Genomic DNA, 7,501 nt, shown 5'->3' on the forward strand with positions numbered 1-7,501 from the left:
TTGCTGAAGTTTGAGAAGTTCATCTTTTTTATGCGTATACCAAGCAGACAGCTCCGGCATCATGGGCAGCGTCGAGCAGCTGTACCATATTTCAAAATGCGCCCCACCAGACGGGACTTTACCGTGGGAAGTGTTCGGGGCCTTCTCTCCCTTCTTGCCTTTCTTAAGTTTACGTTTCTTCGGTTTCATCTTGGGCTTGAGATTGTGTTTCTCTGCGGCCCAAAAACGGGAGAGGAAATCATAGAAGGTTCCGACGCCAGGAATGTCCCCGGGCTCAAAACCGCTGAGAATGGCGTAGAGAGGAACACGGTACAGTTCATCGACTCATTTGGTAATGCCGATTTCCGTTTTGCTCATGAGAAAGAGCAAATAGGAACGCAGCATAGACGCGGGATCACAGGGAGTAGGGCCTCTATCGTCATAGAGGTCGTGCAAGAATGAGGCCGAATAGTAGAGGTCTCTGATGTAGCACTTCAAGATGACGGGCCAATCCGCGTTGACCAGAACGAGGATGCCGCCGGAGTAATGCTTGCGCAGTTGCTCAAGAACAAAGCGTTGATAGGAATCATGAGGAATGAAGACAGGTTTCAAAAAAGAACCACCCCGATATTCGATGAGTACGGGAAAAGCAACCCTTTCACGCGCCATTATGGAGTGGCTTTTGAAAAGTCAATTGTTTTTTGGTAAATGGTCGTATTATGAAAAATTTCCTAATTCAGAGTACGGTTCAAATAAAAATTCCCCCCACCAAAGTGGGAGGAATCGAACTTGGATGGAGCAACCAAAGCCTTGTCCCATCTGCCTCGGCATTGCCGAAAGGCTATTAAAAAAAGGGAGGATTTATATGAGTAAAGTTATTATTATAGGGGGTGGAATAATTGGGCTCGCCTCTGCTTATTATTTACGTAAACAAAACCATGAAGTTGTTGTTATTGATAAAGGGGTTCCAGGTGAAGCGTGTTCAGCAGGAAATATGGGTTGGATTTGTCCGACATTATCACAACCATTACCTTCACCGGGATTAATCTTATCATCGCTTAAATGGATGTTAAAAAAAGAGAATCCGTTATACATTAAACCCTCAGCAATGCTTCTTTTAGGAAAGTGGTTTTTTAACTTTTGGAAATATTGTAATGAAGCTTCCTATACTAACGGCGTAAATGTAGGACTACAAATTAGTAAAAATACTCTAAATCTCTTTGATGATCTTCTTGCTGAAGATATAATGCAATTTGAAAATTACAAAAAAGGATTACTATATGTATCGCTAGATTCAAATGAATTAGAAAAAAAATATGAGGAATTCATTGTAGGAGAAAGAATAGGATTATCAAAACCTATCAGAAAAACAAAAGAAGAAGTTTTGGATATGGAACCAAGCTTATCGGAAAATGTAGTTGGAGGGTTATATTTACCAAGTGAACGACATGTTAGACCTGAAAGTTTAAGTAAAGCTCTACATAGGTGGTTAGAAGAAAATGGTGTTGAATTTTTAATTAATCATGAAGTTACTGATTTTGAAAAAAAAATGGGTAAAATAATAGCAGTTAAGGCAAATTCAAAAAGAATTGAGGCGGATCATTTCCTATTAACTGCTGGTGTATGGAGCAAACACTTGGCTAAAAAAATCGGTTTTTACCTGCCATTGACTGCTGGTAAAGGTTACAGTATTACTATTACTTCACCAAATGTTAAACTTAATCATCCTCTATATTTGGGTTCTGCTGGAATAAGCCCTTTTGAAGATAGTATTCGTTTTGGTGGTACTATGGAATTCTCAGGTGTTAATACAAATATTGACTCACGCCGAGTAGATTCAATACGCAACTTAATTTTTAATTATCTAAAAGAACCATTAACAGGAAGTAGTGAAGAAGTTTGGTCCGGAATGAGACCAATGACACCTGACGGTATACCTGTATTAGGTAATGTTCCAGGTGTAAGTAATCTTTTTATTGCTACCGGTCATGTTATGAGTGGTGTATCCATGTCTTTATCTACAGGGTACATCATGTCAGAATTAATAACGAATGGTCAATCAGTAATTGATTTAAATGCTGTTTCACCAGAAAGATTTCTTAAATAAATTATTATGTCACTTAAGCCCCGAAAATGGATTTGAGTCATTCCCCCTTATCTTGTTAAGCTGGTATTAGAAGAACAGAGGGGATTTATTTATGCAACGGAAACGCTATTTAATTGAGATCAAGCAACAGCTGATCCATGAAGCCCAAGAATCAGGAAACGCAAGTCAGGTAGCCAGACGACAAGGGATCGACGTCAAAATGTTGTATCGGTGGATAAGCGATTCCAAACATGCAGATTGGCAAAACGCTTCTTCCGAAGCCAAAGCTGTTACGAGTTATACACCAAGTCCAGGAGAGTTTCGTGAACTGGAAACGGAGAATGATAAACTGAAGAAATTACTTGGATAAAAGGATTTGGAAATTGCAATCCTCCGTGATCTTGTAAAAAAGGTGAACCCAGCTTATCGGACAAAATGGAAATAGCCGACAAGTGGATACGGATGGGGTACACAGCCAAAACGGTACTACGTATTGTCGGCATTCTGGAAGCAACATACTACTACCGGGGAAAAACAAAGCCTCCCAAAAGCCTCCTGTCTATAACGGCGGGAGGCCCATACCCGGCTATTCTTTGTCGAAGGACGGACAACCAGTCTCCGATGAACAATTCAAAGAATGGATATCCGAATTGCTGACAGATGATGAAGCTGCTTATGGGTATTGTAAGCTTACTGTCTGCCTACGTCGAGACTACCAAATGATCATCACAACAAGAAAAAGTTTTACCGTTTGTTGAAAGAAGAAGAACTCCTACAACCCCAACGACCGAAGAAGAGTAAACATCCTCGTCAGCTTGCCAATACTCGCGAGATTACGGCACCCAATCAGTTGCGGGAGATGGATGTAAAATACGGCTTTATTGCGGGAGAACATCGCTTCTTTTTCCTTTTGAGTCTCATTGACGTTTATGATCGAGAGGTCGTGGACTACCATAATGGCCTGACATGCGAAGGAAAACATGCTGCTCAGATTCTTCAACGCGCCTTATGGAAACGACAGCAATAGAACTCTGCCTTATGATGAGATCAATCACAGGAAGTGGGAAACATTCATGGATGACAACAGACTCATTCAATTGTCACGCTCGCTGCTCGACTTTTCGTTACAGCTGTAGCATGAAGAGAACATCCTCATTGATGTTCGGGGAGAAGGCGAAGAACTGGCCAAAGAACTGGTAAGACAAAGCTACCAAAGAGGAGCATATCCGTTTGTGCGATATCTCCACCCGTCTACCCAGCGGGAAATTCTTCTCGGCGTGTCTGAAAAAAGTGCAGGATTCCAGTTACAGTGGGAAACTGCGATGTGGAAAGATCTCCAGAAACGAATCATCATCAGTGGTGAGCCCAATGAAAGCGAATATGCCGACGTTCCTGCGGACAAGTTCCACAATTACAACAAAGTCATGAAACCTATGAGGGATTATGCCGTTTCCCAAGTAAAGTGGGTTGGTGTCATCTATCCGACCACATCCTTGGCGGAGAGAGCAAACATGTCTACAAAAGCATTCGATGACTTCTACTTTGACGTCTGTACGATGGACTACCGTCACATGAAACAGGCCATGCTGCCATTGCAGGAACTGATGGAACGAACTGATCGAGTGAAAATTGTCGGCACTGGCACCGATTTGGAGTTATCCATAAAAGGGATTCCCAAGATAATTTGTGCCGGTGAAATGAATGTTCCAGACGGAGAGATTTACACAGCGCCCGTACGGAATTCAGTGAACGGAACCATCACGTTTAACATACCGGCGCATTATTTGGGGAGTAGCTTTTTTCACGTTTCAAGAGGGGAGGATTGTGGAAGCTACATCGAGCAACACCAGGCGACTCAACCAAATTCTCGATGCAGATGAAGGGGCCCGGTATATCGGTGAATTCGCGATTGGCGTAAACCCGCTTATCTTGAACCCGATGAACAACATTTCGTTTGATGAAAAAATTGCAGGCAGTTTTCACCTCACGCCAGGATTTGCGATCTGGAACGCAGACAATGGTAACAGAAGTACGGTTCATTGGGACATTACGAATATCCAGCGCCTGGAATGGGGCGGGGGTGAAATATGGTTTGATGATGTCCTGATCCGGAAAGATGGGTTGTTTGTGTTGGACTCTCTCAAGGAATTAAATGCATAATATTCAGAAAGAAGATGCGGAGGATAAACAGATAACTTATTTGGGAGGCTGCAGAATGTCAAACCGTTTGAAGAAAATCCGGAACAGCTTGAGCAACCTTGGAGTTGATGCATTTATCACCGGAAATAAAGCCAATCGACGTTATTTGAGCGGATTTACCGGCTCGGCGGGACATGTCATCATCTCGATGGATCAGGCTGCGCTAATTACTGATTTTCGTTATCTCTTACCAGCAGCAAAAGAAGCACCCGACTTTACGATTGTCCACAACCATCGAGATCCCATCACCGCCATCTATGAGTTTGTACGAAAGATCGGAGTGACGAAAATTGCGATCGAGGAAGAATGGATTTCATTGGCTGAATACAAGCGGTGGAAGTCCGCCTTCTCCGGCATCATGCTTGTACCCACCTCCGGAATCGTAGAGAGCTTGCGCAAAATAAAAGATGAGGACGAGTTGGACAAGATCAAAAAGGCGATCAACATAACAGAAGGAGCATTTGCACACATTCTTGGCTTTATTCAACCTGGTGTTCGCGAGATAGATGTAGCGGTCGAATTGGAAACGTTTATTCGCGGGCACGGAGCTGTTTTCGCTTTCGAAACGATTGTCGCTTCTGGCACAAGGGGGGCTTTGCCGCACGGCAGTGCCACAAGCAAGTGTATCGAAGCGGGAGAAATGGTCACCTTGGATTTTGGAGTCTTTTTTGAGGGCTACTGCTCTGACCTCACTCGGACGATCGCAGTTGGCGAACCGAGCGAGCAAATGCGCGAAATTTACGAGGTGGTTCGATTGGCGCAGCAAATCGCCATTCGCCAGCTCAGGCCGGGAATGACGGCACAGCAACTTGACCTTTTTAGCCGGGAAGTGATCGAGAAGGCTGGATATGCAGAACATACGCACAAGGCAAGCGGTCACTCCATTGGCTTGGATGTTCATGAAGCACCCATCATTTGCACGTCAGATGTGGGCGTGATCGAAAAAGGGATGGTACTGACAATTGAGCCGGGTATTTACATGAAAGGGGTCGGCGGCGTCCGAATTGAGGACGACGTCTTGGTCACCGACAATGGCTGTGAAACATTAACGAACTCCCCGAATGAGCTGCTCATTTTGCCTGTTGGTAAAAGGAGTCAGCGATAAAAACGCATGATTGGTCAATTCATTTTGAAGAATGTACGGAGACGCTGTTGCGAGAAAGTACGGTTCCGGGCATGTCTAAGGCGACAGCCTTTACAATGAGAAGCCCTGTGATAGCCTATTTCGGCAGCAATGACCGAGAGCGACCACGGGGTTTCTCATTTCTTCTTTGTAAACAAGAAAGTGACCAGCTCCGGACGGATCGGCGCTGGCCACTCTTCAAAATTTTATTGGTTTTCCTTCGTCTCATCAATCAGACGCAACAAATTTCCGTTATTGTCCTTAAAAGTTGCAAATCGTCCAGGGGGGATATCAAATGGCTTTTGAATAAACTCAAGATCAGAGTGTTCTTCATAAAATGAATCAACACTGTCTACCAAAAAAACACCACCAGGGCCTAATTCATTATCTTCTTGTTCCAACATTAATTGCACGTCAGTTCCTTCTAGTTTCAAGGCAGCTGTATGTTCTCCTTCACGCCAAGCTTCTTCCATTCCAAAATTATCACGGTAGAATTTAAGTGCTTCTTTTAGGTCTTTCACAGGATAAGATAAAAAAATTAACTTCAATTTGAGTCACTCCCTTATTTTTTTAAAAAACATAATCTGATTATGTAATAGAATAATCTATTTATGTTTATGAGTCAAGTGTGTTAAAATATGATTATGAAAAATTGGATTCCAGTACCAGGGTCAATAAAAGCAAAAATATTAGAACAAGCTGTAAAAGAATTTTGTTCAAAGGGATATCAAGGTGTACATGTAAAAAATCTATCTGAAACAGTTGGTGTCACAACCGGTGCTATTTATCACCACTTTAATTCAAAGGTAAATCTTTATGCTATTGTCCGTGAAGAGATGGAGCGCAGAATTGTTGATAGAATGGAGGGAGCTGCAGCTGTTTTCGACGATCCGACGAAGTCTATTAGAACAGCTATACTCGTTGGGTTTGACTCGGCCATAAAGTTTGGTGCTTGTAGGTTGTTGAGTGAAAATGATCCTAGTCAAGGCCCAGATCGTATTGCCGATTTCTTAAGTACTATCCAAGTAGACGGTGCTCAAGGTCTGGCATATATTTTGCCTGCTGCTTGGCGATCTGCGTTGCTTTCTGTGCTAGAAGAACGTTTATCCGTTGAGGAAGCACGTAGTGTTTTAGAATGGCTACTTACAAAGTAACATTCTAAAAAAAGAACTAGGGAAACAATTGATTATCATAGAATAATCTACACTTTAGAAGGCTGTTCAATATTTAGAAAAAAGCCTGATTTCTCATTATTAGACTGGTAAGTTGGATCGTCAGAGTGGGAGCGGGAGGGGTGGCCGCAATGGCTGAAACTCACAGGGTGAGAGGCTCGCTGTACCTGAAAGGCCGGAACGAATGTGGAGGAAGGCAACAGCCTTTACAGTGAGAAGCCCTGTGATAGCCTATTTCGGCAGCCATGACCGAGAGCGACCACGGGGTTTCTCATTTTTTTTTGTAAACAAGAACGTGACCAACACCGGACGGATCGGCGCTGGCCACTTTTCAATATGTAAACATCCTCCAGGAACCGGCTTGCGATTTTGTAAACAGAAACGGTGCTGCAGCTCGTCGTTCGCTGCCTTGTTTGTAAACAAATGCCTAAAACGAATACAATGAGGTTATTAATAAATTCCCAATTTAACCCATATGTTTGCACTTGGTGACAGCGACGCTGGTACTACCCCTACTGGTATGAATACTCTAACATCAGCATGTAACGAGATTTTACCTTCTTTCGTAAGAAGGGTAGCCACTCTCATAAAATCACTCCTGTTGCATAAATCCATTTCTTTGGTTCATTGAAAAAGATTGCTACCCGCGCCTTTGCTTGGGCTACACCCTCCATCTTAAACACCTAACTCAATGTACTATGAATTTGAATATAGATATCAAGTGTTTAAAGAAATAAAAAGAAAGGGCAACTCTACATTGAATACTGTAAAGTCACCCATTCTGACTAGTTAAGTTAACCGCGTTTTGTTGGCGGGACCCCATGCCCATCAAGCGAAGGAAATTACTACCTCCTCAAAACGAAAACACGCTATTCTTTCGGTAGACTGACTAACGAAAGGATAGCGTTTTATGATGAATCGTGGTATTTCAAACGATCTTCA

At 42.9% G+C, this 7,501-nt stretch carries 7 protein-coding genes and 1 pseudogene; 6 read left to right on the plus strand and 2 right to left on the minus strand.

The genetic code is table 11. The annotated features are described in order from the left end of the window. Nucleotides 1-324 precede the first annotated feature (324 nt). Nucleotides 325-591, minus strand: coding sequence for a hypothetical protein (locus tag ACIFQN_RS35395; protein ID WP_429837734.1), 267 nt, complete (start codon nt 589-591; stop codon nt 325-327). Between the two features lie 253 nt (nt 592-844). On the opposite strand from ACIFQN_RS35395, the gene ACIFQN_RS35400 reads away from it, so the two are divergent. The 5 genes and pseudogenes from ACIFQN_RS35400 (at nt 845) to ACIFQN_RS35420 (ending at nt 5,369) form a co-directional block, all read left to right on the plus strand. Next, a complete protein-coding gene (locus ACIFQN_RS35400; RefSeq protein WP_429837735.1) occupies nt 845-2,086 on the plus strand; it encodes an NAD(P)/FAD-dependent oxidoreductase in 1,242 nt (413 codons plus the stop codon). A gap of 91 nt (nt 2,087-2,177) precedes the next feature. Continuing rightward, on the plus strand, nt 2,178-2,435 hold the full coding sequence (locus ACIFQN_RS35405) for a transposase (protein WP_429837736.1): 258 nt from the start codon (nt 2,178-2,180) through the stop codon (nt 2,433-2,435). Nucleotides 2,436-2,816: 381 nt separating this feature from the next. Further along, on the plus strand, nt 2,817-3,092 hold the full coding sequence (locus ACIFQN_RS35410) for a hypothetical protein (protein ID WP_429837737.1): 276 nt from the start codon (nt 2,817-2,819) through the stop codon (nt 3,090-3,092). 46 nt (nt 3,093-3,138) lie between these two features. Further along, a pseudogene (locus ACIFQN_RS35415) lies at nt 3,139-4,225 on the plus strand (aminopeptidase). Between the two features lie 55 nt (nt 4,226-4,280). Next, entirely contained in the window at nt 4,281-5,369 is a 1,089-nt protein-coding gene (locus ACIFQN_RS35420) for a M24 family metallopeptidase (protein WP_429837738.1), read from the plus strand. A gap of 224 nt (nt 5,370-5,593) precedes the next feature. On the opposite strand, the gene ACIFQN_RS35425 is transcribed toward ACIFQN_RS35420, so the two are convergent. Beyond that, nucleotides 5,594-5,935, minus strand: a complete 342-nt coding sequence (locus ACIFQN_RS35425) for a VOC family protein (protein WP_429837739.1) — start codon at nt 5,933-5,935, stop codon at nt 5,594-5,596. A gap of 90 nt (nt 5,936-6,025) precedes the next feature. On the opposite strand from ACIFQN_RS35425, the gene ACIFQN_RS35430 reads away from it, so the two are divergent. Further along, nucleotides 6,026-6,541 (plus strand): TetR/AcrR family transcriptional regulator, encoded by a 516-nt coding sequence (locus tag ACIFQN_RS35430; protein ID WP_429837740.1) that lies wholly within the window; start codon nt 6,026-6,028, stop codon nt 6,539-6,541. Nucleotides 6,542-7,501 lie beyond the last annotated feature (960 nt).

Source organism: Brevibacillus sp. NRS-1366 (genome assembly GCF_050467985.1).

Coding starts and splice junctions, on each gene's coding strand:
- ACIFQN_RS35400 (WP_429837735.1), top strand. CDS start 845: ATGAGTAAAGTTATTATTATAGGGGGTGGAATAATTGGGCTCGCCTCT.
- ACIFQN_RS35430 (WP_429837740.1), top strand. CDS start 6,026: ATGATTATGAAAAATTGGATTCCAGTACCAGGGTCAATAAAAGCAAAA.
- ACIFQN_RS35405 (WP_429837736.1), top strand. CDS start 2,178: ATGCAACGGAAACGCTATTTAATTGAGATCAAGCAACAGCTGATCCAT.
- ACIFQN_RS35420 (WP_429837738.1), top strand. CDS start 4,281: ATGTCAAACCGTTTGAAGAAAATCCGGAACAGCTTGAGCAACCTTGGA.